This window comes from Nocardia seriolae NBRC 15557, from assembly GCF_007990715.1.
Lineage (GTDB): Bacteria > Actinomycetota > Actinomycetes > Mycobacteriales > Mycobacteriaceae > Nocardia > Nocardia seriolae.
The window spans coordinates 26,597-51,820 of sequence record NZ_BJWY01000008.1; the positions used below are offsets into that span (position 1 = coordinate 26,597).

The 25,224-nt window shown below is 68.8% G+C and carries 25 protein-coding genes; 18 read left to right on the forward strand and 7 right to left on the reverse strand.

The window, feature by feature from the left end; genetic code table 11:
• Position 1: 1 nt before the first annotated feature.
• Positions 2-541, forward strand: coding sequence for a phosphoribosylanthranilate isomerase (gene trpF, locus NS2_RS04135; protein WP_052085991.1), 540 nt, complete (start codon positions 2-4; stop codon positions 539-541).
• On the opposite strand, the gene trpD is transcribed toward trpF, so the two are convergent.
• Positions 538-1,593 (reverse strand): anthranilate phosphoribosyltransferase, encoded by a 1,056-nt coding sequence (trpD, locus tag NS2_RS04140; RefSeq protein WP_033085834.1) that lies wholly within the window; start codon positions 1,591-1,593, stop codon positions 538-540. The two genes, trpF and trpD, sit on opposite strands and share 4 nt — an antisense overlap.
• A gap of 68 nt (positions 1,594-1,661) precedes the next feature.
• Positions 1,662-2,075 (reverse strand): hypothetical protein, encoded by a 414-nt coding sequence (locus tag NS2_RS04145; protein ID WP_071811997.1) that lies wholly within the window; start codon positions 2,073-2,075, stop codon positions 1,662-1,664.
• Positions 2,076-2,245: 170 nt separating this feature from the next.
• Here NS2_RS04145 and ctaE point away from each other — a divergent pair, with 170 nt between their 5' ends.
• The 4 genes from ctaE to qcrB all read left to right on the forward strand — a co-directional run bounded on the left by ctaE (position 2,246) and on the right by qcrB (position 6,640).
• A complete protein-coding gene (gene ctaE / locus NS2_RS04150; protein ID WP_033085832.1) occupies positions 2,246-2,857 on the forward strand; it encodes an aa3-type cytochrome oxidase subunit III in 612 nt (203 codons plus the stop codon).
• 81 nt (positions 2,858-2,938) lie between these two features.
• A complete protein-coding gene (gene qcrC / locus NS2_RS04155; protein ID WP_045436685.1) occupies positions 2,939-3,799 on the forward strand; it encodes a cytochrome bc1 complex diheme cytochrome c subunit in 861 nt (286 codons plus the stop codon).
• 73 nt (positions 3,800-3,872) lie between these two features.
• Positions 3,873-5,021: a cytochrome bc1 complex Rieske iron-sulfur subunit gene (gene qcrA, locus NS2_RS04160; protein ID WP_033085831.1), complete on the forward strand. Its 1,149-nt coding sequence runs from the start codon at positions 3,873-3,875 to the stop codon at positions 5,019-5,021.
• Positions 5,018-6,640 carry a cytochrome bc1 complex cytochrome b subunit gene (qcrB, locus tag NS2_RS04165; protein WP_033085830.1) on the forward strand — a complete coding sequence of 541 codons (1,623 nt, stop codon included), beginning with the start codon at positions 5,018-5,020 and terminating at the stop codon, positions 6,638-6,640. The genes qcrA and qcrB overlap by 4 nt, the downstream gene beginning before the upstream one ends.
• Before the next feature lie 58 nt (positions 6,641-6,698).
• Here the strand turns inward: qcrB and NS2_RS04170 are convergent, their stop codons facing one another.
• Entirely contained in the window at positions 6,699-7,820 is a 1,122-nt protein-coding gene (locus NS2_RS04170; RefSeq protein ID WP_033085829.1) for an oxygenase MpaB family protein, read from the reverse strand.
• Between the two features lie 65 nt (positions 7,821-7,885).
• Here NS2_RS04170 and NS2_RS04175 point away from each other — a divergent pair, with 65 nt between their 5' ends.
• Positions 7,886-8,188, forward strand: coding sequence for a helix-turn-helix transcriptional regulator (locus NS2_RS04175; protein ID WP_036551731.1), 303 nt, complete (start codon positions 7,886-7,888; stop codon positions 8,186-8,188).
• Here NS2_RS04175 and NS2_RS04180 read toward each other — a convergent pair.
• The gene (locus NS2_RS04180; RefSeq protein WP_033085872.1) at positions 8,185-8,811 is read right to left on the reverse strand and encodes a class I SAM-dependent methyltransferase; all 627 of its coding nucleotides are present in this window, start codon (positions 8,809-8,811) and stop codon (positions 8,185-8,187) included. The two genes, NS2_RS04175 and NS2_RS04180, sit on opposite strands and share 4 nt — an antisense overlap.
• Positions 8,812-8,837: 26 nt before the next feature.
• The gene (locus tag NS2_RS04185) at positions 8,838-10,586 is read right to left on the reverse strand and encodes a DEDD exonuclease domain-containing protein (RefSeq protein WP_033085827.1); all 1,749 of its coding nucleotides are present in this window, start codon (positions 10,584-10,586) and stop codon (positions 8,838-8,840) included.
• 1,073 nt (positions 10,587-11,659) lie between these two features.
• Here NS2_RS04185 and NS2_RS38700 point away from each other — a divergent pair.
• The 4 genes from NS2_RS38700 to NS2_RS04205 all read left to right on the forward strand — a co-directional run bounded on the left by NS2_RS38700 (position 11,660) and on the right by NS2_RS04205 (position 14,727).
• Complete coding sequence (locus NS2_RS38700) at positions 11,660-11,971, forward strand: C40 family peptidase (protein WP_083608365.1); 312 nt, start codon at positions 11,660-11,662, stop codon at positions 11,969-11,971.
• Positions 11,972-12,200: 229 nt separating this feature from the next.
• The gene (locus tag NS2_RS04195; RefSeq protein ID WP_045436706.1) at positions 12,201-13,205 is read left to right on the forward strand and encodes an NlpC/P60 family protein; all 1,005 of its coding nucleotides are present in this window, start codon (positions 12,201-12,203) and stop codon (positions 13,203-13,205) included.
• Between the two features lie 33 nt (positions 13,206-13,238).
• Complete coding sequence (locus NS2_RS04200; protein WP_033085826.1) at positions 13,239-14,249, forward strand: hypothetical protein; 1,011 nt, start codon at positions 13,239-13,241, stop codon at positions 14,247-14,249.
• A gap of 88 nt (positions 14,250-14,337) precedes the next feature.
• Positions 14,338-14,727, forward strand: a complete 390-nt coding sequence (locus NS2_RS04205; RefSeq protein ID WP_033085825.1) for a PPOX class F420-dependent oxidoreductase — start codon at positions 14,338-14,340, stop codon at positions 14,725-14,727.
• Between the two features lie 13 nt (positions 14,728-14,740).
• On the opposite strand, the gene NS2_RS04210 is transcribed toward NS2_RS04205, so the two are convergent.
• Complete coding sequence (locus tag NS2_RS04210; RefSeq protein WP_143161378.1) at positions 14,741-16,360, reverse strand: WD40 repeat domain-containing protein; 1,620 nt, start codon at positions 16,358-16,360, stop codon at positions 14,741-14,743.
• A 255-nt stretch (positions 16,361-16,615) separates the two neighbouring features.
• On the opposite strand from NS2_RS04210, the gene NS2_RS04215 reads away from it, so the two are divergent.
• The 7 genes from NS2_RS04215 (at position 16,616) to NS2_RS04250 (ending at position 23,050) form a co-directional block, all read left to right on the forward strand.
• Positions 16,616-17,770, forward strand: coding sequence for a glycosyltransferase family 4 protein (locus NS2_RS04215; protein WP_033085823.1), 1,155 nt, complete (start codon positions 16,616-16,618; stop codon positions 17,768-17,770).
• A gap of 96 nt (positions 17,771-17,866) precedes the next feature.
• A complete protein-coding gene (locus NS2_RS04220; RefSeq protein WP_033085822.1) occupies positions 17,867-18,259 on the forward strand; it encodes a polyketide cyclase / dehydrase and lipid transport in 393 nt (130 codons plus the stop codon).
• Positions 18,260-18,294: 35 nt separating this feature from the next.
• The gene (locus NS2_RS04225) at positions 18,295-18,732 is read left to right on the forward strand and encodes an SRPBCC family protein (RefSeq protein ID WP_033085821.1); all 438 of its coding nucleotides are present in this window, start codon (positions 18,295-18,297) and stop codon (positions 18,730-18,732) included.
• A 41-nt stretch (positions 18,733-18,773) separates the two neighbouring features.
• Positions 18,774-20,168 carry an ArsA family ATPase gene (locus tag NS2_RS04235; protein WP_261772260.1) on the forward strand — a complete coding sequence of 465 codons (1,395 nt, stop codon included), beginning with the start codon at positions 18,774-18,776 and terminating at the stop codon, positions 20,166-20,168.
• Positions 20,165-21,160 carry a hypothetical protein gene (locus NS2_RS37135; protein ID WP_228102718.1) on the forward strand — a complete coding sequence of 332 codons (996 nt, stop codon included), beginning with the start codon at positions 20,165-20,167 and terminating at the stop codon, positions 21,158-21,160. Before NS2_RS04235 ends, NS2_RS37135 begins: the two co-directional genes overlap by 4 nt.
• Positions 21,157-22,161 carry an ROK family glucokinase gene (locus tag NS2_RS04245; protein ID WP_033085819.1) on the forward strand — a complete coding sequence of 335 codons (1,005 nt, stop codon included), beginning with the start codon at positions 21,157-21,159 and terminating at the stop codon, positions 22,159-22,161. Before NS2_RS37135 ends, NS2_RS04245 begins: the two co-directional genes overlap by 4 nt.
• Before the next feature lie 163 nt (positions 22,162-22,324).
• Entirely contained in the window at positions 22,325-23,050 is a 726-nt protein-coding gene (locus NS2_RS04250) for a lysophospholipid acyltransferase family protein (protein ID WP_033085818.1), read from the forward strand.
• Positions 23,051-23,121: 71 nt separating this feature from the next.
• Here the strand turns inward: NS2_RS04250 and NS2_RS04255 are convergent, their stop codons facing one another.
• Positions 23,122-23,619 (reverse strand): polyadenylate-specific 3'-exoribonuclease AS, encoded by a 498-nt coding sequence (locus NS2_RS04255; protein ID WP_033085817.1) that lies wholly within the window; start codon positions 23,617-23,619, stop codon positions 23,122-23,124.
• Between the two features lie 127 nt (positions 23,620-23,746).
• On the opposite strand from NS2_RS04255, the gene NS2_RS04260 reads away from it, so the two are divergent.
• Positions 23,747-25,135 (forward strand): class II 3-deoxy-7-phosphoheptulonate synthase, encoded by a 1,389-nt coding sequence (locus tag NS2_RS04260; RefSeq protein WP_033085869.1) that lies wholly within the window; start codon positions 23,747-23,749, stop codon positions 25,133-25,135.
• Positions 25,136-25,224: the final 89 nt, after the last annotated feature.

Sequence of the window (25,224 nt, forward strand, 5' to 3'; positions counted from 1 at the left end):
CATGTTCGTGAAGGTGTGCGGACTGACCACCGAGGAACAGATCGACTGGGCCGTCGAGCTCGGCTACTCCGCCATCGGGGTGATGGGCACGCGCAAGAGCAAGCGCTATCGCACCCCCGAGCAGGCCCGCGCGCTGGCCGCGTACGCGCGCGGCCGGATCGCCACCTTCGTGGTGGCGCTCGACCGGAGCGAGATCGCCGACGTGCTGGACGAGTTCGACGTCGTGCAGCTCTACAACTGGACCGACCTGCCGAATCTCGCCTACTGCTCGGCAAATGAGCCCGCCCCCCAGCAGGCTTACGAGTACTTCTTCTACGACGCCAGCGTCGGATCGGGCACCTTCTCCGAATTCCCGGACTGGCTCGCGAAGGTGCCCGGCAAGGTTGTGCTGGCCGGTGGCCTGGACGCCGACAATGTCGCGGGCGTCATCGAGGCGCACCGGCCCTACGGTGTCGACGTGTCCAGCTCCGTCGAACTCGCCCCGGGCGTCAAGAGTTTCGACGCCATGCGCGAGTTCATCGAGGCCACCAAGCGCGGTTAGTCCGCGCCGAGCTCGTTGGAGACGGTGACCCAGCGATCCAGCAGGTTCGCGGCGGCACCGGAATCGACGGTCTCGGCCACCCGCTTCAGGGCCACGGCCAGCTTGGGATGCAGGTCGAGTTCGACCTCCTCCGGACGCAGGTCGTAGGCCACCAGCGCGGCCGCCGAATTCAGCAGCACGGCATCGCGCACCGGGCCGGGATCGCCCGCGAGCATATTGCGGGCGATGACCGCGTTCATCTCCGCGTCGCCGCCGCGCAGCGCCGAGGGATCCACCCGCTCAATGCCCAATTGCGTTGGGTCGATGGTGGTTTCGTGCCGAAATCCGCCCGCGACCACCCACGCGTCGGTGGTGTCGGCGGTGGTGATCTCGTCCAGGCCGTCATTGCCGCGCACCACCAGCGCCGAGGCCCCGCGCTCGGCGAACACGCCCGCGATCACCGGCACCAGATCCGGGAAGGCGCAGCCGATCAGGCCCGCGCCGGGCTGGGCCGGATTGGTCAGCGGGCCCAGGATATTGAAGACCGTCGGAATGCCGATCTCGCCGCGCGCCTTGCTGGCGAAGCGCAGCGAGGGATGGAACACCGGCGCGAAGCAGAAGCCGATACCGGTCTGACGCACGCATTCGGCCACCGATTCCGGGCCCAGCGCGATCTTCACGCCCAGCGCCTCGAGCACGTCCGCGCCGCCGCTCTTGGACGACGCCGCCCGGTTGCCGTGCTTGATCACCGGAATTCCGCTGGCGGCCACCACGATCGAGGACATGGTGGAGATGTTCACGCTGCCCGAACGGTCACCGCCGGTGCCGACGATATCGACCGCCCCGCCCTCGTGGCGGACCCGGCGCGCGTGCGAGAGCATGCCGCTGGCCAGGCCTTTCAGCTCGGTCGGGGTCGGGCCCTTCATCTTCAGGGCCACGCCGAAGGCCGCGATCTGCGCGGACGTGGCGTTGTCGGTGAAGATCTCGTTCATCGCCCACGCGGCCTCGTCCGAGGACAGATCGTTGCCATCGGTGAGGATGCCGAGAACTTCTCGCCAGGTGCGCGCGCTCATGGGAACAAGCCTAGTGCGGAGAACCCAACTCTCGGGACTCTCAGGGGTCTTCGACCCCCGAACCCCCGCTACCGGCCCGGCTTCGCGGGCTGCAACGCATCCCAGCCCAGCACGTCCCCGTCGTGGCGGTGGGCGATCGCGGCAATGCGGGAACGCTCTTGCGAACAGTGCAGGGCGTCGAGCACCTGCACGCGCCGCAGCACCAGGTTCGCCGGGCCGGTCGTGTCGGCCGAGGCTGTGTCATAGCCGATTTGCGCGGCGATGACTTGCACCTCATTCACCCGGTCGGCGGGAATTCGAAGGTGGTGCCGGAGGACTACCGGAGCATCGGTGGTCCACTCCAGGGCCTTGCCCAGGGCCGCTGAACAGGCTTCGGTGTCATCGAAACTCGATGCGACCACCACCAGATCGGGGCGCGCCGGGTCCAGTTCCGTTGCCGCGCTCCGGCCGACCATCCGCTGCCACCACGATTTCACGCTCATAGCACCCTCTCTGCACAGCTCAGCTTCCTCTTACCTGCGCAATCTAGGCTCCACCGTGACACGCCGAGAGGCCCCGCGAGACGCTCGCTCGCCCTGGGCTTTCCGACACGTACGACGAAGTTTCGTACCCCGCTATGTCTGTCGTACTACGACAAGTCATACTTACCGGCGTGACGACCGCAGTAGGGACCCCAGGATCGGCCATTACCCAGCGTGTGCATTCGCTGAACCGGCCCAACATGGTCAGCGTCGGTACCATCATCTGGCTGTCGAGCGAGCTGATGTTCTTCGCCGGCCTGTTCGCCATGTACTTCGTTGCTCGCGCGCAGGCGCACGGAAACTGGCCGCCGGAGCCGACCGAGCTGAACCTGAAGCTCGCCGTGCCGGTCACGCTGGTGCTCGTGCTGTCCTCCTTCACCTGCCAGATGGGCGTCTTCGCCGCCGAGCGCGGTGACGTGTTCGGCCTGCGCCGCTGGTACGTGCTGACCTTCCTGATGGGCGCGTTCTTCGTCGGCGGTCAGGGCTACGAGTACACCAACCTCGTGCGCGAGGGCACCTCGATCTCCAGCTCGGTGTACGGCGCGGTGTTCTACATCACCACCGGCTTCCACGGTCTGCACGTCATCGGCGGTCTCATCGCGTTCATCTTCCTGCTGGTGCGCACCAAGCTCAGCAAGTTCACCCCGGCGCAGGCCACCGCGGCGATCGTCGTCTCGTACTACTGGCACTTCGTCGACATCGTCTGGATCGCACTCTTCGCGACGATCTACTTCGTCCGCTAACCCCGGACACGGCCGATGCCCAGCCCGCGTCGGCGAAAACAGCTTGTACAAGTCGGTTCCGTCTACTCCAAAGGGACACAGATGAGTTCATCTCCCCCGTCAGCGCCAGATCCCGAGGGGATCGGCCAGGCCACCAAGATCCGCAAGCAGCGCCGGACGCGTCGGCGGCTGGTGGGCGGTCTGGTTCTCCTGATGGGCCTCGTCGGAGCCGGCTTCGCGGCGTCGGCCCTGACCCCGCAGGCTCAGGTCGCGACGGCTAAAGAGGACCAGTCCGCGCTGATCCGCGAGGGCAAGCAGATCTACGACACCTCCTGCGTCACCTGCCACGGTGTCAACCTGCAGGGCGTCCAGGATCGCGGCCCCAGCCTGATCGGCGTCGGTGAGGCCGCGGTCTACTTCCAGGTCTCCTCCGGCCGCATGCCCGCGGCCCGCAACGAGGCGCAGATCGTGCGCAAGCCCGCCAAGTTCGACGCGCACCAGACCGACGCGCTCGGCGCCTACGTCCAGTCCCAGGGCGGCGGTCCGACCGTGCGACGCGACGGCGACGGCTCGGTCTCGCAGGAATCCCTCATCGCGGACCGCGATCTGGGCCGCGGTGGCGAGCTGTTCCGCATGAACTGCGCGTCCTGCCACAACTTCACCGGCAAGGGTGGCGCGCTGTCCTCGGGCAAGTTCGCGCCCCCGCTGGTAGAGGCCTCCGAGCAGCAGATCTACCTGGCCATGCTCACCGGCCCGCAGAACATGCCCAAGTTCTCCGACCGGCAGCTGACGCCGGAGGAGAAGCAGGACATCGTCGCCTACATCAAGGACCGCATGGAGACCAAGTCCGAGGGCGGCTACGGGCTCGGCGGCTTCGGTCCCGCGACCGAGGGCCTGGCGATCTGGGTCGTCGGCATCGTGGTCCTGGTCGGATCCGCGATGTGGATCGGTTCCCGGTCATGACCGCGTCAGGCCCGGAGGCGGCAGCGCAGCGTAACCATGGAGGGCCCGCGGCCATGACCGATCGGACACAGCCATGAGCGAACAGGAGCGAAACAGCATGGGGGACATCCCCACCGACCCCACCGACGAGCAGCTCGACACGATGTCGCGCGACGAGCTGGTCGAGCTCGGTACGAAGCTCGACGGCGTCGACGTCGCCTACCGTGCGCCGCGCTGGCCCGTCGAGGGCACTCGCGCGGAGAAGCGCGCCGAGCGCAAGGTCGCGATGTGGTTCGGCATCTCGGCCATCTCGGCCGCGGCGCTCATCGGCATCTACCTGTTCTGGCCCTGGGAGTACAAGGGGCGTCACCAGGACGGGAACGGCGCCTACACGCTGACCACCCCGCTCTACGGCCTCACCCTCGGTATCGCGGTGCTGGCCATCGGTATTGCCGTGGTGCTGATCCGCAAGCACTTCATCCCGGCCGAGATCTCCATCCAGGATCGCCACGACGGCACCTCCAAGGAGGTCGACCGCCGCACCCTGGTCGCGCAGCTGGTGGACGCGGGCGAGACCTCGACCCTGGGCCGCCGCAAGCTCATCACCCGCACCGCGGGCCTGGGCGCGGGCCTGCTGGGCGTGGGCGCGCTGCTGGTCTTCGTCGGCGGCATGATCAAGAACCCGTGGGCCAAGGGCGACAAGTCGCCGCTGTGGGTCTCGGGCTGGACCCCGGACTACCCGGGCGAGACCATCTTCCTGCGTCGTGACACCGGCCGTCCCGAGGACATCGTTCTCGTGAAGCCGGAGGATCTGGACGCGGGCGCCATGGAGACCGTCTTCCCCTGGAAGGAATCCTGGCGCGGCAACGAGAAGGAAACGCTGGAGTCGCTGCGCGGAATCCGCAACGCGGTCATGCTGATCCGCCTGCGCACCCACGACGCCGAGCACGCCATCAAGCGCAAGGGCCAGGAGAGCTTCAACTACGGCGACTACTTCGCCTACTCGAAGATCTGCACCCACCTCGGCTGCCCCACCTCGCTGTTCGAGCAGCAGACCAACCGCATTCTGTGCCCGTGCCACCAGTCGCAGTTCTCCGCGACCGAGTGGGGTAAGCCGGTCTTCGGTCCGGCCGCGCGTGCGCTGCCGCAGTTGCCGATCACCGTCAATGCCGATGGCTACCTGGTCGCCCAGCACGACTTCATCGAGCCCCTCGGCCCGGCCTACTGGGAGCGTCGTTCATGAGCCCGAGCAAAGCGGCCGTGCAGGCCAACGAAATCGACGAACGGTACCGCGTCGCGGCCTTCGCCAAGCGCTCGATCACCAAGGTCTTCCCGACCCACTGGTCGTTCCTGCTCGGTGAGATCGCGCTGTACGCGTTCATCATCCTGCTGCTGTCGGGTATCTACCTGACGCTGTACTTCGACCCGTCCATGAGCGAGGTCACCTACCAGGGCATCTACCAGCCCCTGCGCGGTGTCACCATGTCGCGGGCATATGAGACCGCGCTGAACATCTCCTTCGAGGTGCGCGGCGGTCTGTTCGTGCGCCAGGTGCACCACTGGGCGGCACTGCTTTTCGCGTCGTCGATCATCATCCACCTGTTCCGCATCTTCTTCACCGGCGCGTTCCGCAAGCCGCGTGAGGCGAACTGGGTGATCGGCTCGCTGCTGCTGATCCTGGCCATGTTCGAGGGCTTCTTCGGCTACTCGATCCCGGACGACCTGCTCTCCGGTACCGGTCTGCGCGCCGCCTTCGGTGGTATCACCATGGGTGTGCCGGTCATCGGCACCTGGATGCACTGGCTGATCTTCGGCGGTGACTTCCCGGGCACCATCATCATTCCGCGTCTGTACATCGCGCACGTGCTGCTGCTGCCGGGCATCATCCTGGCGCTCATCGCCGCGCACGTGGCGCTGGTGTGGTACCAGAAGCACACCCAGTTCCCCGGACCGGGCCGCACCGAGAAGAACGTCGTCGGCGCCCGGATCATCCCGGTGTTCGCCGCCGACCAGGGCGCGTTCTTCGCCTTCACCCTGGGCGTCGTCGCCATCATGGGTGGCGTCTTCCAGATCAACCCGATCTGGAACCTGGGTCCCTACAACCCGTCTCAGGTCTCTGCGGGTTCGCAGCCGGACTTCTACATGATGTGGACCGACGGTATGGCGCGTCTCATGCCTCCGTGGGAGCTGTACCTGGGCCGCTACACGGTCCCGGCGCCGTTCTGGGTCGCCCTGATCATGGGCCTGGTGTTCACCGTGCTGATCGCCTACCCGTGGATCGAGAAGCGCCTCACCGGCGACACCGCCCGCCACAACCTGCTGCAGCGTCCGCGCGACGTGCCGGTCCGCACCGCCATCGGTGCCATGGCCATCGCGTTCTACATGGTGCTGACCCTGGCGTGTGTGAACGACATCCTGTCGCTCAAGTTCGACATCTCGCTGAACGCGACGACCTGGTTCTTCCGCATCGCCCTGCTGCTGGCCCCGCCGCTCGCCTACTTCGTGGCGTACCGGTTCTGCATCGGCCTGCAGCGCAGCGACCGCGCGGTGCTCGAGCACGGCATCGAAACCGGTGTCATCAAGCGCCTTCCGCACGGTGAGTACATCGAGGTGCACCAGCCCCTGGGCCCGGTCGACTCGCACGGCCACCCCATCCCGCTGGATTACCAGGGCGCCCCGGTGCCCAAGCGGATGTCCAAGCTGGGCTCCGCCGGCAAGCCCGGCACCGGCTCGTTCCTCCGCGCCGACCCCGCGTCGGAGCAGGAGCAGAACGTCGCCCTCGCCCACGAGGAAGAGCACGACATGCTCACCGCCCTGGAGTCGGCCCAGAACGCCGCCTCCGGCAAGCAGTCCGATCACTGATCACCGCTCGTCACAAGGGAAGGCCCCGAGTCGATTTCGACTCGGGGCCTTCCCCGTTTCAGGCGCGACGGGTGACGGCATGGGCGGGATCGAGAGGGGCGGAGGCGGCCTTCATGGCGTCGAGGGCGGTGGTCAGGACTCGGCGCTGGGTCGCGGCGATGTGGTGGTCGGGGCCGAGTTTGCCGGAGCGGCGGAGGTATTCGCGGGTGCGGGCCAGTTGGCGGAGGGTGAGGATCAGGGGGTGGTTTCGGGGTGGGGTGCCGTCGGGGGTGGAGTAGGCGGTGACTATGCGGCCGGTGCCGCCCCAGACGAGGGTGGAGATGAGGGGGCGGAGGATGGGGGCGGAGAGGCGGCGGAGGGGTTGGGGGAGGATCTGGTCGGGGCGGAGACCGGTGCGGAGGAGGGCTCGGGTGAGGATTTCGGTGTCCTCGTCGGGCGGGGCGAAGATGATGGTGGCGGCTCGGGTGATGTGCTGGGCGTCTTCGATGGAGTGGGCTCGGAGGTCGTGGGGGACCCCCATGAGATAGGCGATCCAGCACCATAATTGGCGGATGGCGTCCAGTTCGTCGGGGGTCAGGGGCATGTCGAAGAGGTCGTACATGGCCAGGGGCATGAGCAGGAAGCCGTGGGCGGTGATGGCCATGCCGGTGGTGTGGATGGGGTCGCCCCAGGCGGTGCGCTGCCAGTTGCCGCTCAGCCGCAGGTGGTGGCGGACCATGGCGTGCACGAAGCGGATTCGGACGGTGGCGTCGAAACCGGTGCCGCCGGGGGCGAGGGTGCCGGGGTCGGTGGCGGACAGGACCCAGCGGGCGGTCTCCTCGTAGCGGCGGGCGGCCATGGTTTCGGAGCGGGAGTTCATGGCCTGGGGTTTGTTGAGGTCGCCGAAGGCGTAGGCGGTCATGAGGGTGCCGCCGAGGCCGATGATCACGGCGGGGGCGAAGCGCCACCAGAGTTCGGCGCCGCGGCGGACCTGATCGGGGTCGAACCAGTCGGGCGGGGTCAGCAGGGGAGTGAGGAGTTCGCGCAGCGAGTCCGGGGCGCCGGGTGGGTTCGGGTCGCGATCACGCAGGGCGTTGGCGAGCAGGCGCCAGCCGGTGCCCCGGCCCAGGGTCGCGAAATCCTCGACGGCCGTGTCGATCACGGTGTCGGTGCGGAACATGCCGCGGACGACTCGGTCCACGGCGTCGTCGGGTACGTAGGAGCGGGCCCGATCGATGCGTTGCGCGCGGGGGCCGATTCACCGGGGTGGCCGCCCAGGTGCGGCATCTGCTGCTGCGCAATCCCGCCGACATGCTGTCCCTGACCGAGGTGGCCCGCGAACTGGCCGTGTCCGAGCGGACCCTGCACCGTCGGCTCGCCGCGGAACACACCAGCTTTCGCGGAGTCCTCGACCAGGTCCGGCAGTTGCTCGCCACCGAACTCCTCGAACAGGGCCTCACCGTCGAGGCCGTGGGCCGCCGCCTCGGCTATTCAGATTCCGCCGCCTTCAGCCATGCCTACCGCCGCTGGCGGGGCCACCCGCCCGGTCGCGCCCAGCTTCCGGGCTAGCGACTAGCCCTGCGGGGCGGGCGATTCGGCTCGGTCCAGATCAGGGAGTAGCGCCAGAGGCGGTGGCGGCGGTAGTGGACGCCGGGTAGCAGGTCCGCGGCTGTGCGCCGGACCTCGGCGTAGGTTTCCGGTGGCGGCCAGACGACCGGGGAAGGGTGCGCCCACTGGGCGCGGAACAGGCGTTTCTCGAGGCTGGTGAGCAGGGCTGCGGCTTCCCAGGGGAGGTCGGCGGGAAAGTCGTTGCGGGCCATGCCGATCACCGCGAGGGTGCCGCCCGGTCGCAGCAGCTCGCGCATGCGGGTCAGCGCCGCGACGGTGTCCATGTAGTGCAGGGCCGCGATGGAGACGATGCCGTCGAAGGAGCGCGGTTCGAACGGGTACCGGAGGAAATCGGCCTGGAGATAGGTGATGTCGTTCTCGGGGGACTGGTCGCGGGCGAGTTCGATGCTGGTGGGGTCGGGGTCGATGCCGGTGACCTCGGCGCCGGTGCGGCGAATTCGGCGCGCCAGCATGCCTTCTCCGCAGCCGACGTCGAGGACGGTGCGGGCCTTCGCGACCGCCGATGCCAGCAGGGAGTGGTACTCGATGTTGTGGTTCCAGCGGTCGACATCGGGGACGTACATCCCGCCATTCTCGCCAATGTTCGGGTTCATCGGTCGGGCTCGGCTCGGATTGCGTGTGCGGCTTCGGCGCGCGCCACCCAGTCGAGCCAGGGGCCCGCGCCCAGGCGGGGTTCGCCGTAGCCGTCGGTGGTACGGACGATACGGGTGCCGGGTTGCTCGAGCCAGCGCACGAGCAGACCGGCTTCCTCCGGGAGGGCGCCGCGCAGCGGGGGATGAACGGGGTCCTCGCCGGGGGCGGAAAGACTGGGCGGGATGACGGTTTCGGCGGAGGCGGCGAGGCGGTCGACGACGGCCATGGGGGAGACGCCGCGGACCGCGGTACCGGCGGCGGCCAGGCGGGCGTGGCGGATGATCGCGAACTCCCAGCCGCCCGAGCCGTCGGGGTGGGCGGCGATCAGTTCGGGGATGGCGGCGAGGGCGGCCAGGCGCTGGGTGCGGCGCAGGGCCCGGACCACCGCCACGGTGCGGTCACGGAGGCGGGCCGCGGCCTCGAAATGCTCTGCGGTGGAGAGGGTTTCGAGCTTTGCGGCGATGGCGTGCAGGAGGGTGTCATCGGCGCCGGTGAACAGGGCGCGGACGGCGGCGGGGGCTCGTTCGTATTCCTTTATATATAGGGGGCTGTTTTGAGCGCTCGCGGGGCAACCTCCGATCACGGCGGGCCGGCAATCGTGACGCCCGTTCCGGGGGATGCGCGTCGTGCAGGTGCGCAGGCCCGCCTGCTCGGCGAGGGTGGCGGCGATCTCCTGGGCGTCGGTGCGATTGGTGAACGGGCCCAGGGCGTCCCGGGTGGGGGTGCGGGAGACGGCGAAGCGGGGGAAGGGCTCGTCGGTCAGGGTCAGCCACCAGGCGCGCTGCGGGAATTTGGATCTTCGGTTGTAGGGCGGAGTGTGCGCCAGCAGCAGGCGCAGCTCCCGGACACCGGCTTCCAGGCCGTGTGCGCACTCCACGTGATCGACCCGGGTGGCCAGCTGGACCATCTCGCGCATGCGCGGGCGGGTGTCGGAACCGGTGAAGTAGTTGCGGACGCGGCGGCGCAGATTCACCGCGGTTCCTATGTAGAGGACTTCGTCGGACGGCCCGCGGAACAGATAGACGCCGGGCGTGGCCGGAAGGTCCGCCGCCATCGTGCGTTTGGCGCGCTGGCGTCGTGTCACCTCGGGCAGGTAGTCGAGCAGCTCGGTGAGGCTGTGCACGCCCTGATTGCCCACCCGCGCGATGAGCGCGTGCAGCACGTCCACGGTGGCCTTGGCGTCATCGAGCGCCCGGTGCGTCGGCCGGGTCTCCGCGCCCAGCAGCTGCGCGAGGTACCAGAGCTTGGCCGAGGGCGCCTCCTCGCGCGGCAGCACCCGCCGCGCCAGCAGCACCGTGCACACCGTTTGGACAGCGGGCCACGGCAATTCGCAGCGCGCCGCCGCGGCCTTCAGGAAACCCACGTCGAAGCGGGCATTGTGAGCGACCAGCACCGCGCCGCGCGCGAACTCCAGAAATCCGGGCAGCACCTGCTCGATGCGCGGCGCGTCCACCACCATGGCCGTGGTGATCCCGGTGATCTGCACGATCTGCGGCGGGATCGCGCAGCCGGGATTCACCAGCGTCGCGAACTCGCCGAGCACCTCGCCGCCGCGCACCTTCACGGCCCCGATCTCGGTGATCGAGTCACCCTCCGGGCTGGTCCCGGTGGTCTCGAGGTCGACCACCACGAACGTCGTGTCGTAGAGCGGGGTTTCGAGCTCGTCGAAGGCCAGCTGCGCGGCCGGATCCGATCTCGAAGACACGGACGGCAAGCCTAGGCCCAGGGTCCGACAAGCCGGGCCGGTTCGCGTGCGCGGGGCCCAATCCCGGTCTCCGGGCGCGGATTCGCGTTGCTCGAGGTCGCCGATCGGGTGCCCGCCGGGCTCCGAGCGTGGCGGAAAAACGCTGGTCGAGCGGCGGCGCTATGGCGATCGTGACCGTCTGATCAGGGGTTTTTCGTGATGTGGGTGGGAACCCGGGGACGGGTCGGGGAGTTGATCTTCGCGACCTGGGGAAATGTCTGAATATGTAGTCGAGATTCTCGAGCTGCAATCCTCGAATTGCTGAAATATGCAGGATTGTGACCAGGGTCACTTTAATTCGAATTATGGATCAGTTTTGAGTAAGCGGTCGTTCGGTTCGGATCGGCTTGCGGCGTGTGCTGCCCCGCTGTCCTGCGGTCGGGCGTGTCGCCCTAGCGTGTCGCAGACTCCCAGGTCGCGGGCCATGGCTCTGACCTTGTGTTATGCGGAATTCGTCGAGTTCGGGAGGGTCTCGAGCGTGCTTGGTCTACCCGTCGGTAGCCATCGGGACGCTCCCTCGTAAACGCTCGTTGTTATTGTTTCGTGATTGCTGTGACGTTTGTCGCACCGAAATGGGCCCGCGTAACAATTTCGAGTCACGTACCGACCGCCTCGGCTTTACAAAGCACCGTTATGTCCTCGTAATCTTCCTGAGACCTCGCGGAGTCCGACGCACCACCGGGTGTGGCGTCGCGGGGCAGATTGGAAGTACCTCATCATGGCGACCACCACCGTCAAGCGACAGGTCCGGGGCATGCAGCGCACTGCGCGTCGTGCCGCTGCGGCCGGTGCCGTCGGCGCTGCCACGCTGAGCGCGCTGCTGCTGCCCGCCACTCCCGCCTCGGCTCAGCCGGTGACCACGCCGATCGGCACCTTCGACGTGCCCGACCAGATCCAGCTCCCGGCCATCCCGGGCGCCCCGGCGTCCATCCCGGTGAACATCCCGGCCATTCCGGGCATCGTCACCCCCCCAGGGCCCGGCCCCGGCTCCGGCCCAGCAGAACAACTTCCACCAGGCCGCGGTCGACGCCGCCATGAGCCGCCTGGGCGACCCGTACGTGTACGGCGCCGCGGGCCCGAACGCCTTCGACTGCTCCGGCCTGGTGCAGTGGTCCTACGCGCAGGCCGGTGTCAGCCTCCCGCGCACCAGCTACGAGCAGGCCGGCGCCGGCGCTCCGGTCTCGTTCGACGAGCTGCAGCCGGGCGACGTGGTGTCGTTCTACGGCGGCGGCCACTCCGGCATCTACATCGGCGACGGCAATGTGGTGCACGCGTCCACCTCCGGTCAGCCGGTGAAGGTCGCGCCGATCTCCTCCATGCCGTTCGCGGGCGCCGTCCGCATCTGATCCTGCGTCGGATTTCGAGGCGGGGACCGTAATGGTTCCGTGGCCTGCTGGACACAACCGGTCGCCGTTTCGTAATCTTATCGAGACCTTCTTGACCAGCTCGGGGTAAGAGAACGGGACGACACCAGCGGTGGCAGCGCAAAAGCGACATCATCGGACACACGGTCAGCGAACACTGAGTCATCGAAGTACGCGACTGGTGGGTGGAGCCCTCGCGGTAGGCGCCCTCATGATCGGCTCCTACGGCACCCTTGGCATCGGACCCGCGACGGCCGATCCAGTCTCCGCACCGGCATCTGCTGGGGAAGCGGTGCAGCGGCTCATCGACCTGTCGCGGCAATCCGAGCAGCTCAATCAGCAGGCACTCAATGCGCAGGCCGATCTGGACACCAAGCTCGCCGCCGCCAACGCCGCCGACCAGAAGGCCGGCGCGGCCGCCGCGGCGCTGGACGCGGCCAAGGCCGAGATCGCCCGCTACCGGCCGGTCATCGATCGCGCCGCCACCTCCGCGCTGCTCGGCAGCCGCACCAATCGGCTGACCTCGCTACTGGTCAGCAATTCACCGCAGCAGCTGCTCGACCAGATGTCCATCGTGGATTTCGTCGGTGCGCGCACGAATGATCAACTGGGCCAGTACGAGAAGGCCACCGACGCGGCCGCCGCCGCCGACGGTGCCGCTCGCACCGCCGCCGAGGCCGCCCGCGCGGCCAGCGCCGCGGCCGACACGGTCCGCTCCGACCTGGAGTCCAAACGCGCTGCGCTGCAAGGCTCCATGGCCGGGGTGATCGCGGCGTGGGGTCAGCTCTCCGCCGGTGACAAGTCCGCGCTCGCGGGCTCCATGTTCCCGCCCGGCTTCGACCGCGACAGCATGCTGCGCGGCCTGGTCCCCGGTTCCGGCACCAGTGCGCTGGCCGCCGGGCTCACCCGCGTCGGCGACCCGTACGTCTGGGGTGCCACCGGGCCCGACCAATTCGACTGCTCCGGTCTCGTGCAGTGGGCCTTCCACCAGGTCGGCAAGAACGTGCCGCGCACCAGTCAGCAGCAATCCGGCTTCGGCACGCCGGTCGACGAGAAGGACCTGCAGCCCGGCGATGTGGTCTTCTTCTACTCTGACATCTCGCACGTGGGCATCTACGCGGGCAATGGCTTGATGCTGCACGCTTCGACATTCGGCATACCGGTCCAGGTCGCGCCGATGGGTTCCACACCGTTCCATTCGGCACGCCGGTTCTGACCCCGAACCGCGCATGAGCACGACGAGGTGGCGATGAGCGCTCTGCGGCAGGTCCGCGGCTGGTTGTCGGCCCGACGGCGATTCCAGTTCGTCGCCACCCTGATCATGGTCACCGCCCTGACCGCCGCCTGCGGCGCCCTGCTCATGCTCCCGAACTCGGTGCTGCCCACCCTGCGCGCGGTCGCCCCGAGCCCGGACACCGGCGGCCTCACCGCGACCGATCCGCAGGTGCCGCAACTGAAGCGCACCATGTCCTACTACGGCAAACTGGTCGCCGAACCGGTGACCACCGCCTCCGGCCGCGTCGGCATCATCCTCGGCCACCCCGCCCAGCGCGCCGACATCGACGTCCTCGCAAGCGAACTCGCCGCCTCCACCACCGCGGTCACCGCCCTGTGGGGCCCGCAATGGAATCAGGCCCCCGTGGTAGCGGTCGCCTCCACTCCCGCCGAATTCGCCGCCCTCACCCACGCGGTCGGCGACGTCCCCGCCGAGGTAGCCGCCTCCACCGTCGCCGACCCCACCCGCCCCGGCGCCGAATTGACCGGCCAGCGCGTAGTTTTCGGCCCCGAAGCCGGTCACCGCCTGGGCCCCGACACCCTGCGCTCGGTCCTCCGCCACGAACTGACCCACATGGCCACCCGCGCGACCACGGTCGACGGTTCCCCCCTCTGGATGCTCGAAGGCGCAGCCGAGTACACCGCCTACCGCGGCATGCACCGCCCCGCCACCGACATCGCCCCCACCCTCACCACCAAGGCCCGCGCCGGCGACCTCCCCGCCGAGCTGCCCGCCGACGCCATGTTCACCCCTACCAGCGGCCAAGCCTCCCTGGCCTACGAACAAGGCTGGTCCGCCTGCGCTTTCATCGCCGACCACTACGGCGACCCGAAGCTGGTAGCCCTCTACCACGCCCTCGCCTCCGGCCCGAAGGACCGCGCCGCCACCGCCACCGCCCTCCGCGACAACCTCGGCACCACCTACACCGACTTCGTCACCGACTGGCGCTCCTGGATCACCACCCGCACCACCGCGGGCGCATAACCGATATCGACCGTACGGCTGCAGGCGTACTCGCGTTCGCGCGTCCAGGCCGATGCCCGCCCTCGTCCGGCTGCCTAGCGTTGACGGCATGACCTGGAACGATGTAGCCCAAGCCAAATACGCCCTCCTCACTACCTACAAGAAGGACGGCTCACCCGTCTCCACGCCGGTATGGATCGCCCCCGACGGCGACCGAATCGTCGTCTGGACAACGCCGGACACGGGCAAGGTGAAGAGAATTCGCCGCAATCCCCGGATCGCCCTCCAACCCTGTGACGGGCGCGGCAAGCCCCGCAGCGACGAAATCATCACGGGCCTCGCACGAATCCTCGACGCGGCGGGCACCGAGGAGGTACGCGCGGCGGTATCGCGCAAATACCGCTATGCCGGAGCCCTGGCGATCAAGGTGCACAAGGCTTTTCGGGGCGCGGACGCATCCATAGGCGTCGCCGTCACCCCGAATGCCTCCGAGGGGTGAGACATTTCGGCAGTCACAGGGTGTTTCGGAGGCGTGGCGGGCGGGGGATGGTCCACAGGCGGACCAGGCCGCTGTCCTCGTCCGCGGTGGCCAGGAAGGTGCCGTCCGGGCTGAACGCGATTGCGTCGGCGGGGGTGTTCAGCTCGCCGATCATGGACCCGGTTGTCGAGTTCCACAGTCGGACTGCGGCATTGAGAAAGTGGTAGCGGCGGGCGGTGGCGAGCAGTCGGCCGTCGGGATGGAAGGTGACCGCGTCGGCGCCGTGGTCGCCGAGGGGGCGGATGTGGGTGCCGGTGAGGTCCGACAGCCACATACCCTTGTCTGACGCGACGGCCAGCAACCTGTTGTCGGGACCGAGAGCGAGGCTTCGGACGGGTGGTTGTCCGGCGATGTCGAGATCGCGGACGTGTCGGCCCGTGGTGGGGTTCCAGAGCTGGACGGTGGGATTCCAGTCCTGTGTCCGATTGCGGTGGCTGGTCACGGTGCTGGTGGCCAGAGTCTGCCTGTCCGGACTCAGTGCGATGGCCGTGACCCGCTCGTCGTGACGGATCGCAGCCTCGCTGCGCAGGACGAGCAAGCGGTCGCCGGTGGCGGTGTTCCACAGTGTCCGGCCGGAGACCAGAGTGTGGTCGGCGATGAAAGCGACCCCGTCGGCGTAGTCGATGTCGGCACCCAGGTCGCGCAGGGGCTCACCGGTAGCCGTGTTCCACAGCCCTGCTCGACCCCATCCGTTGCCTGCCAGCATCGTGCCGTCATCGCTGAAGGCGATGTCGGCGGTCAGTCCGGGCGTGTGCAGCGTGTGTAAGTGCTTGCCGGTGTCGAGGTTCCATACGACGATGCGGTGGCCGTTGCCGTCGCAGGTGGCGAGCATGGCGCCGTCCGGGCTGAACGCGACCGAGCGCAGGTTTCCGGTGCAGTGCTCGAATGCCCGCAGTTCACGAGCGGGTTTCTCGGCGCGGAGCACCAGGTCCAGCTTCTCGTCGGCAGCACGGTCGCCCTGGGTGGCCAGCGACCGGAGTTCGGTGATGGCCTCGTCGTAGCGTCCCTGCGCGAGCAGCAACCCGGCCCGCGCCCGCCGCCCCACCGGGTTGGTCATGGTGCCCAACAGATCGATGGCTTCATCACGCAGCCGGGTTCGGCCCGCGCGCCAGCGACTCGCGATGTTCACCAGGCGAATGTCGAGGTTGTCGAAGCGTGCGTAACTCGAATCGATGTCAGCGAGCAGGTCGATGGCGGCTGTAAGACGGGTGGTTGCCCACAATCTCAGGACCGTGTATTCGAGTTCCGTTCTCGCAGTGAAGTTTCCGGTGGACGCCAGCTGTCGGAGCAGATCGAAGCGATCTTGGCTCGCCATCCAGCCGGGCACGTTCACGTGTCGGTCGAACCCGGGCAGCCGCCGCAGCTGCGCGATGGCTTCCCCTACCCGCCCTTGCCCGGCGAGAAGGCGGGCCAAACGCCTGCGGGCGCCCGCGTTCCCGGTCTCGGCCAGCTCCCGCATCTGGTCGATGGCCTCGTCGATTCGTCCGTTGCGCACCATCCAATCCGCCAGCGCGCGGCGGGCGAACCGATCCCCACCGGCTGCCCGCGCCGCCACCTCGGGAATCCGGCCCGCCCGGACCAGCGCGACGGCCAACTGGCGGCACCCCTGTGGGTCGCCGGCGTCGGCGAGGCTCCGCAATTCTTCGAGACGGCCCGCACGTGCCAGATGGATCGCCGTTTGCCGTGCGATCGGGGCCGAGCCCGGCACGGGCGCCGCGGAGTTCGGAGCAAACGAGTCCACGTCCAACTCCTAGCACGCAATGCGCGAAGTGGCATGCTGCACTCCGCGCTGACCGAAGCGCCGCTGGGGGTGGGGGTGGGGGTGGGGGTGGTGCAGTAGGTTTGGGGTATGGGGCGAACCTTGCTGGTTACCAATGATTTCCCGCCGCGGCCCGGGGGGATTCAGTCGTATCTGCATGCGCTTGCCTTGCAGTTGCCCGCTGATGAGCTGGTGGTTTATGCGCCGCGGTGGCGGGGGGACAGTCATTGGAAGTTCGATGCGGAGCAGCCGTTTCAGGTGGTGCGGCATCCGACGACGCTGATGTTGCCTACGCCGTTGGTGGCTCGGCGGGCCAAGAAGCTGATGCGGGATGAGAAGTGTGATCGGGTGTGGTTCGGGGCGGCTGCGCCGTTGGCGTTGATGTCGCCGGTGCTGCGGGAGGCGGGGGCCGAGCGGATTATCGCGTCCACGCACGGGCACGAGGTGGGGTGGTCGATGTTGCCGGGGGCGCGGCAGGCGTTGCGGGTGATCGGGGATCACACCGATGTCGTCACCTATGTCAGTAAGTACACGCGGCGGCGGTTCGCTTCGGCGTTCGGGGCGCAGTCGGCGCTCGAATACCTGCCGCCCGCGGTGGATTCCGAGGTGTTCAAGCCGGATCCGGCGGCTCGGGCCGAGTTGCGGGAGCGGTACGGGCTGGGGGAGCGGCCGACGATTCTGTGCCTGTCGCGGCTGGTGCCGCGCAAGGGGCAGGACATGTTGATCACGGCCATGCCCGAGATCAAGAAGCGGGTCGACGGGGCCGTGCTGGTGATCGCGGGCAGCGGGCCGTACGAGCAGAAGTTGCGGGCGTTCGTGGACGCCATGGGGCTGCGCGACGATGTGGTGTTCACCGGGCGGGTGCCGTCCAAGGAACTGGCCGCGCATCACACCATCGCCGATGTGTTCGCCATGCCCTGCCGGACACGCGGGTTCGGCCTGGACGTCGAGGGCCTCGGCATCGTCTTCCTGGAGGCATCCGCCTCGGGAGTGCCGGTGGTGGCGGGTGATTCGGGCGGAGCGCCGGAGACCGTGCGCGAGGGCGAGACCGGTCGGGTGGTCGGCGGTCGCGATATCGCCGCGCTGACCGACGCCATCGTCGACATCCTGTCCGACCGCGATGCCGCCGCCGCCATGGGCGCGGCCGGTCGCGCCTGGGTGCAGCAGCAGTGGCGCTGGGATCTGATGGGAGCGCGACTGCGGGAACTGCTGGACCCGAGCCTGCGGCCCCGTCACGTGGCCTGAACTGGGTCACGTGGCCGGATCCCGCCAGCTGGCTCGCGCGGGGCCGCCGGTCGGCGCGGGTCTGAGTCGATCGACGTCCTGTACTAGGCTCAGCCCGTGAGCAGTATCCAGGTTGCTGATCAGACCTTCGTTGCCGCGCCGGGCTCGGCCGTGGGCGAGGTGCTGGCCGATCGTGCCCGCTGGCGCAAGTGGTGGCCCGACCTACAGTTGCAGGTGCGGGAAGACCGGGGCGACAAGGGGATTCGCTGGACGGTCAGCGGTGGCGCGGACGGCACCATGGAGGTGTGGCTGGAGCCCATGCTGGACGGCGTCATCATGCATTACTTCATGCACGCCGAACCGCGCGGCGGCATTGCCGGTATGTCCGGACGTGAGCTGCTGGCGCTGAACCGCGCCCGGCGCGTCGCGGGCAAGGTGATGTCCTTCGAGATCAAGGCCCGCCTCGAGGCGGGACGCAAGGCCGGGGTCGCGCCCGCCGCCGTCAAATAGAGCTGCCGCTCACTAGAAAGGAAGCGTTGCCGCCCATGGCCGATCGAACTCAGCGGTCGCTCGTGATCGATGCCCCCTCGGCCCGAGTGATGGCCGTCATCGCCGACCTGGAGTCGTATCCGGAATGGGTCGCCGCGGCCCGCTCGGTCGAGGTGCTGGAAAAGTTCCCGGACGGTCGTGCCCGCACCGCCCGCTTCGTGCTGGACGCCGGGGTCGTGAAGGACACCTACACCCTGTCCTACACCTGGCGTCCCGACGGCCGCGCCGTGAGCTGGAGCCTGGTCGCCGGTGACCTGCAGAAAGCGCAGGACGGCACCTATGAGCTGATCGCCCTGCCCGACGGCAACACCCAGGTGGTCTACGAGCTGACCGTGGACCTGAACATCCCCATGATCGGCATGTTCAAACGCAAAGCGGAGAAGGTCATCACCGACACCGCCCTCAAGGAACTCAAGAAACGGGTCGAAGGCTGACCACCGACGGTACCGAACGCTCGCCGCGGCCCGCCACCCGCGTGGAGCTCTTCATCGGCAAGGGCGGGGTCGGCAAGACGACATTGGCGTGCGCCACCGCCCTCGCCTACGCCCGATCCGGCCGGCGGGTCCTGCTCGCCTCCCTCGACCAGGCCCACTCCCTCGGCGACGCCCTGGGCTACCGCCTGCGCCACTCCGCGACCCCGGCGGTGGCCAGCCTGCCACTGCCGATGTTCGCCACCCCCGCGTCGCAATTCCGGCACAGCCAGGAATCTGCTTCCGCCACAGCTGGATTCGGGGCATCCCCGGCGTCGGTCGCGCCGGAATTCGGTGCCGTGCAGACGGTTCCCGGCGCCGGTCCACCAGCACTCGATGTCATAGAGGTGGATTCGCTTGCGCTGCTGGAGGATCGGTTCCGGCAGGTGCTGGTCATGGCGTCGGGGACCGGGCACGAGCACGGATTCGATCTGGGCGCACTGGATCCCGCCGAGCTGACCGGACTGCCCGGGGTGCAGGAACTGCTGGCGATGCTGGAGATCACGCGGTTCGCCGGGGAGCGTCGCTGGGATGTGATCGTGGTCGATTGCCCGCCCTCGGCGGACATGCTGCGCATCGTGACCGCACCCGACACCCTGCTCGGCTATCTGGAACGGGTTTGGCCCGCGCACAACCGGACCATGGAGGCCATCGGTCTCGATTTCCGTAAGGCCGTGCTGGCGGTGACCGTCGAGCAGATCGTGTCGGCGGTGACCGAAGCCCGTGCCCTGCTGGTGGATCGGACCCGCACCGGCGCACGCCTGGTGACCGCGGCCGAACAGGTGGCCGTCGCGGAATCGGCGCGGGTGCGGTCGGCGGCCGCGCTGCTCGGCATCCGGCTGGACGCGGTGCTGGTCAACAAGGTGCTCCAGGAGATGCCCGGAACCGATCCGAGCGCTGCGCCGCATCCGGCGGTGCAGTGGTATTTCAACCGGCGCGGTGAGCAACTCGACGTGGTGACCGAACTCCGCAAACGTTTGCGCGGTATTCCCGTGCAGGTGGTGGGTCATGCGGGCGCGGAGCCGGTGGGCCTGGGCTCGCTGGCGGCGCTGTCCTACGCGGTGGACGCGAGTGGTAACTGGGTGGGATGGCGTCCGATCCCTATGCTTGGCACAGATGCGGACGGTGTGCTACCCGTCCCCGCCGAGCCGGTCGTCCGGCTGGAGTCGGGCGCGGGCGTGCACTCGGTGTTCGCGATGCGCATGCATCTGCCCGTGGTCGATCCGTCGACCCTGCGGCTGGGACGAGTGGAGGACGATTTGATCGTGGGAGCGGACGGGGTCCGGCGGCGCTTGCGCCTGGCCCCGGTATTGCGGCGGTGCACGGTCGAGACCGCCGAACTCGACGGCGACCAGCTGGTCGTCCGTTTCCGGCCCGATCCGCAGGTCTGGCCGAAATGACCACGACCCACCCGCGTCCCGGCCACCGCGGTCCCGGCCACTCCGAAGAGAACCTCGGCGAATTCGCCGAGGAACTGCGCCTGCTCGCCGAGGCCGTGCTCGAACGCGTCGAACCGGTGCTGCGCCGCACCGCCTCCGACGGCCGCACCGAATGGTCCAGCTGCAGTTGGTGTCCGGTGTGCGCGGCCGCGGCCATCGTGCGCGGCGAGCACCACGACGTGGTGGCCGCCGTCGCCGAACACGGCACCGCCATCGTGACCGTGCTGCGCGAGGCCCTCGCGGGCGTGCCCGTGGACCCGGTCATCCCGCCGGAACTCGACCCGGACTCCCCGGAATACCAAGCCTGGCACCATTTCTCGCAGACCTCCGGAACCGATTCCGGCGCAACGGATCTGCCCTTCGCCGACGCGTACGCCACCGCCCGCGGCGAGGACGGCTCGGCGACCGGCGAGGGTGAACCCGCCTGGGCCGGTGATCAATCCGCACGCCCCGGGCACCCGCACGGTCCCGGCGCGAATCTCGCGGCGGTATTCGCCCGCTTCCTCGCCGGTGCGCAGGGCCGATCCGCCGCGCGAAACCAGGATGCCGCCGCACGAAATCAGGCCGGTGCGAACGACTTCGGCGCACCGGAGACCACCGGGGATCCGCTGGGCCATGGCCCGGGCGCGGCTCGCCGTCCCGGCGCGGACCGCGCGGATGCCGTGCCGCACAGTGCCTACGGTGGGACCGCCGCGGGCAGCGGGTCGGCCGATCCCCGGACCTCCGGCGTAGGCGACGCGCGTGGCGACGGCGGCCCCTTCGGACCGCCGGTCGCACGTCCGGCCGATGCTGGCGGTGCCGCAGCCGGTTCCGTGCCCGCTCCGGGTGCGGCGCCCACGGCCGGTTCGTCCGGTGCGGCCCGCGAGTCCGGATCCGCGCGCGGCGCGGCGCAGCCGGGCAGGCGGCCCAAGCGCGGTAAGTATGTGCCCATCGACGTGACCATCAAGGCATGAGGGAAGGTGAGGACGTGCCGCTGACCGTGGGTATAGATGTGGGCGGCACGAATATTCGGGCGTCCGTGGTGGACGGTGCGGGCGAGGTGCTCGATACCGTGACCGCGCCGACCCCGCATTCGGCCCGTGCCCTCGAAGACGGACTGGCCCGCGCGGTGCGGGAGCTGTGCGGGCGGCACGCCATCGGCGCCGTCGGTCTGGCGGTGGCCGGGTTCGTGGACGAGGATCGCGCGACCGTGCGGTTCGCACCGCATCTGCCCTGGGAGGACGCGCCGGTCGCGCGGCGGCTCACCGACCGGCTGGGGTTGCCGGTCATTCTCGAGCACGACGCCAATGCGGCGCTGTGGGCGGAGTACCGCTTCGGCGCGGCGGCGGGCGGGCGCAATGTGGTGCTGGTGGCCATCGGCACCGGCATCGGCGCGGCACTGCTGATCAATGGCCAGCTGTATCGCGGAAGTTTCGGTGTCGCACCGGAACTCGGGCACCTACAGGTGGTGCCGAACGGCCGCGCCTGCCCGTGCGGCAAGCGCGGCTGCTGGGAAAGGTATTGCAGCGGAACGGCTCTGGTGGACACCGCGCTGGAACTGCTGGCCACCGACCCGCAGCGCTCCACCCTGCTGGCCCGCGAGTCCGGCCGTGATCCGGGCTCGCTGACCGGCCGCCGGGTGGCGGGCGCGGCCCAGGACGGCGACCCGGTCGCGCTGGACGTGATGGCCGACTTCGCGCGCTGGCTGGGTCTGGGCCTGGCCTTCGTGAGCGACATCTTCGACCCGGACCTGATCGTGGTCGCGGGCGGCGTGAGCAGTTCGTCCCCGCTGTTCCTCGACGACGCCCGCGAGCACTACGCCGCCTCGATCACCGGCGCCCGCCACCGCCGCCTGGCCCGCATCCGCACCGCCCAATTGGGTGAGGCCGCGGGCATGATCGGCGCGGCCGAACTGGCTCGCGCGGCAGTGCTCGCCGAGCAGAACGGTCACCAGGTGGCGCAGGCGCGGCGCTGATCGTTTCCGCGCCGTATTCCAAGGGGCGGGACCAAAGTCCCGACATCGGAGAATCCCGTCACCGCCGGTTGGTTACTCTCAGGTCTCGGCGGTAGGGTAGGCAAGCAGTGGTGGTGCCCGCAACGAGGCCGGTCCCGGGTATCGAAACAGGGGAAAGGACGCAATGTTCTACTGGCTGCTGAAGTTCGTCTTGGTGGGCCCGCTGATGCATCTGATCAACCGGCCGACGGTCGAGGGCGTCGAGAACATCCCCCCGAAGGGCACCGCGATTCTGGCCGGCAACCATCTGTCGTTCACCGACTGGCTGTTCACCCCGTTGATGAGCCCGCGCCGGATCACCTATCTGGCCAAGGCCGAATACTTCACCACCCCGGGTCTCAAGGGTCGGCTGCAGAAGTTCTTCTTCTCCGGCACCGGCCAGTACCCGATCGACCGGTCCGGTGCGGACGCGGCCGAATCCGCTCTCAACACCGCGCGCAAGCTGCTCGGTGAGGGCCGCCTGGTCGGGCTCTACCCCGAAGGCACTCGCTCCCCGGACGGTCGCCTCTACAAGGGCAAGACCGGTGTGGCACGCCTCGCCCTGGAGACCGGAGTGCCGGTGATCCCGGTAGCCCTGATCGGCACCGACGAGGTGTGCCCGCCCGGCCCCTTCCGCTGGCGCCCCCGCAAGGTCACCGTGAAATTCGGTGCCCCCATCGACTTCTCGCGCTACGAGGGAATGGGCGGCAACCGCTTCGTCGAGCGCGCGGTGACCGACGAAATCATGTACGAGCTCATGCAAATGGGCGACCAGGAGTACGTGGACGTCTACGCCGCCAGCCTGAAGAAGGGCGTCCCGTCGGGCAGCCGCCCCGACGCCGACCGCGTCCCCCAGACCATGGCGGGCTGACCCACCCCACGAAGGCTACGAAAAGGCCCCGGGAGACCAAGTCTCCCGGGGCCTTTCGCATGCGTAGAGCCTCACATGGCCCGGATCCGGCGGGCCGCCTCGATGGCCTCGAACTTGGCCAGATTGTGGCGGGCGTCGGCGAGCGCGTCGTGCGCGTCCTTGGGCACCGGCGGCAGTGCGGGCCGCCCGTGCTGGTCCCAATGCTGACGCAGCTCATTGGTATAGCGCGGCAGCGCATTGGGCAGATCGACCATCGAACCCCACAGCTGACACAGCGCCACATGGTCATAGGCCCCGACCCAGGCCCACAGTTCGGGCTCCACACCGGGCCGCGGCACCAGGAACTTGTAGAGATCGTCGCGAATCCGCTGGCGGGACCGCCACAGCGGCGAGGACGGCGGCGGTAGCTTGGGCAGGACGTTGCGGCGGACGAACGGCCCGGCCTTCTCGGGGTCGAATTCGGTTGAGACCGCGTAGAATTCGCGTCCGTCCTCGCACACCACCGCGATGGATACGAGGTCGATGACGGTCCCGTCCTCGATGAATTCAGAATCATAAAAGTACCGCAATGAGATGGGTCTCTCCTGACCTCGAGCTCGGGGAATGGGTCCGGGCCGATCATACGACCACCTGGTGTCGGCAATCTCAGCCCTGGGGGTGGTCCACCTCACCAAGGTCGATCCGTATTCTGAACGGGTGAACTGGACCGTCGACGTACCGATCGATCGCTTGCCGGAACTTCCTCCGCTGCCCGCCGAGCTCCGTCGGCGCCTCGACGACGCACTCGCTCGCCCGGCGCTGCAGCAGCCGTCCTGGGATCCCGAGCAGGCCGCCAAGATGCGCACCGTGCTGGAGTCCGTGCCACCCATCTGCGTGCCCGCCGAGGTCGAGGAGCTACGGCTCCGGCTGGCCGAGGTGGCCCGCGGGGAAGCCTTCCTCATGCAGGGCGGGGACTGCGCGGAGACCTTCGCCGATAACACCGAGCCGCATATTCGCGGCAATATCCGCACGCTGTTGCAGATGGCGGTGGTGCTGACCTACGGCGCGAGCCTGCCGGTGGTGAAGGTGGCCCGGATCGCGGGCCAGTACGCCAAACCCCGCTCGGCCGACACCGATTCGCTGGGGCTCAAGTCCTACCGCGGCGACATGGTGAACTCCCTCGTCGCCGAGGCCGCCGTGCGTGAGCACGATCCGTCGCGCCTGGTCCGCGCCTACGCCAATGCGTCCGCGGCCATGAATCTGGTGCGCGCGCTCACCTCCGCGGGCATGGCCGACCTGCACAAGGTGCACGACTGGAACCGCGAGTTCGTGGCCCAGTCCCCGGCCGGGGCCCGCTACGAGCAGATGGCCACCGAGATCGACCGCGCGCTGGCGTTCATGAAGGCCTGCCGCGTCAACGATCCCAACCTGTCCAGCGCCCGCCTCTACGCCAGCCACGAGGCGCTGGTGCTCGACTACGAGCGCGCCATGCTGCGCCTGAGCGAGCACCCGGTCACGGGTGAGCCGGTGCTCTACGACCTTTCGGCCCACTTCCTGTGGATCGGCGAGCGCACCCGTCAGCTCGACGGCGCGCATGTCGCCTTGGCCGGCCTGATCGCCAACCCGATCGGTCTCAAGATCGGCCCGACCACCACGCCCGAGCAGGCCGTGGAATACGTCGAGCGCCTGGACCCCAACAACGAGCCCGGCCGCCTGACCCTGGTCGCCCGCATGGGCAACGGCAAGGTCCGCGACGTGCTGCCCGCCATCATCGAGAAGGTACAGGCCACCGGCCACCAGGTGATCTGGCAGTGCGACCCCATGCACGGCAACACCCACGAGGCCACCACCGGCTACAAGACCCGCCACTTCGACCGCATCGTCGACGAGGTGCAGGGCTTCTTCGAGGTGCACCACGCGCTGGGCACCCACCCGGGCGGCCTGCACATCGAGCTCACCGGCGAGAACGTCACCGAATGCCTCGGTGGCGCGCAGGACATCTCGGACCTCAACCTCGAGGAGCGCTACGAGACGGCGTGCGACCCGCGCCTGAACACCCAGCAGTCCCTCGAACTGGCCTTCCTGGTCGCGGAGATGCTGCGCTAGGGCTCCCCCGCCTCTCCGGGACTTCGGCGGGCGACTGGGAGCCGTGGCCGGTTCGCCGTCCGTGCCGGCGGTCGGGTGCCGAACCGACT

Bases quoted from the DNA above. Each gene is read 5' to 3' on its own strand.
- qcrA (WP_033085831.1), top strand. From the start codon at position 3,873: ATGAGCGAACAGGAGCGAAACAGCATGGGGGACATCCCCACCGACCCC.
- NS2_RS04195 (WP_045436706.1), top strand. From the start codon at position 12,201: ATGATCGGCTCCTACGGCACCCTTGGCATCGGACCCGCGACGGCCGAT.
- NS2_RS38700 (WP_083608365.1), top strand. From the start codon at position 11,660: ATGAGCCGCCTGGGCGACCCGTACGTGTACGGCGCCGCGGGCCCGAAC.
- NS2_RS04215 (WP_033085823.1), top strand. From the start codon at position 16,616: ATGGGGCGAACCTTGCTGGTTACCAATGATTTCCCGCCGCGGCCCGGG.
- qcrC (WP_045436685.1), top strand. From the start codon at position 2,939: ATGAGTTCATCTCCCCCGTCAGCGCCAGATCCCGAGGGGATCGGCCAG.
- NS2_RS04180 (WP_033085872.1), bottom strand. From the start codon at position 8,811: ATGTACGTCCCCGATGTCGACCGCTGGAACCACAACATCGAGTACCAC.
- NS2_RS04145 (WP_071811997.1), bottom strand. From the start codon at position 2,075: ATGAGCGTGAAATCGTGGTGGCAGCGGATGGTCGGCCGGAGCGCGGCA.
- NS2_RS04245 (WP_033085819.1), top strand. From the start codon at position 21,157: ATGAGGGAAGGTGAGGACGTGCCGCTGACCGTGGGTATAGATGTGGGC.
- qcrB (WP_033085830.1), top strand. From the start codon at position 5,018: ATGAGCCCGAGCAAAGCGGCCGTGCAGGCCAACGAAATCGACGAACGG.
- NS2_RS04250 (WP_033085818.1), top strand. From the start codon at position 22,325: ATGTTCTACTGGCTGCTGAAGTTCGTCTTGGTGGGCCCGCTGATGCAT.
- NS2_RS04205 (WP_033085825.1), top strand. From the start codon at position 14,338: ATGACCTGGAACGATGTAGCCCAAGCCAAATACGCCCTCCTCACTACC.
- NS2_RS37135 (WP_228102718.1), top strand. From the start codon at position 20,165: ATGACCACGACCCACCCGCGTCCCGGCCACCGCGGTCCCGGCCACTCC.
- trpD (WP_033085834.1), bottom strand. From the start codon at position 1,593: ATGAGCGCGCGCACCTGGCGAGAAGTTCTCGGCATCCTCACCGATGGC.
- NS2_RS04200 (WP_033085826.1), top strand. From the start codon at position 13,239: ATGAGCGCTCTGCGGCAGGTCCGCGGCTGGTTGTCGGCCCGACGGCGA.
- NS2_RS04225 (WP_033085821.1), top strand. From the start codon at position 18,295: ATGGCCGATCGAACTCAGCGGTCGCTCGTGATCGATGCCCCCTCGGCC.
- trpF (WP_052085991.1), top strand. From the start codon at position 2: ATGTTCGTGAAGGTGTGCGGACTGACCACCGAGGAACAGATCGACTGG.